Raw genomic sequence first — 280 nt, 5'->3', positions numbered from 1 at the left:
CGTGAAGGTCGCCGTGGCGGATCGAACCGGGCGGGTCGTCGCGGTGGAGACGACCTACCCGCACGAGCCGCAACGGCGCTGGCGCGAGGCCGTCGCGACGCTCGGCCGGCTGTGCCGGCTGCACGGCGTGGAGCTTCTCGCCGTCGGCAACGGCACCGCTTCCCGCGAGACCGAGCGCCTCGCCGCGGAGATCATCGCAGCCAACCCGGACCTGCCGCTCGCGAAGGTGATGGTCTCCGAGGCCGGCGCCTCGGTCTACTCGGCCTCTGAGATCGCCGCC

Annotated in this window: 1 pseudogene; it reads left to right on the top strand. The window is 73.6% G+C overall.

The features are described from left to right. Positions 1-280: pseudogene (locus tag KZZ06_RS20475) on the top strand (RNA-binding transcriptional accessory protein); the annotation flags it as partial.

It is taken from the genome of Sulfitobacter sp. CW3, from assembly GCF_019392245.1.
Classification (GTDB): domain Bacteria; phylum Pseudomonadota; class Alphaproteobacteria; order Rhodobacterales; family Rhodobacteraceae; genus Sulfitobacter.
This window is presented reverse-complemented; position numbering and strand designations above follow the sequence as displayed.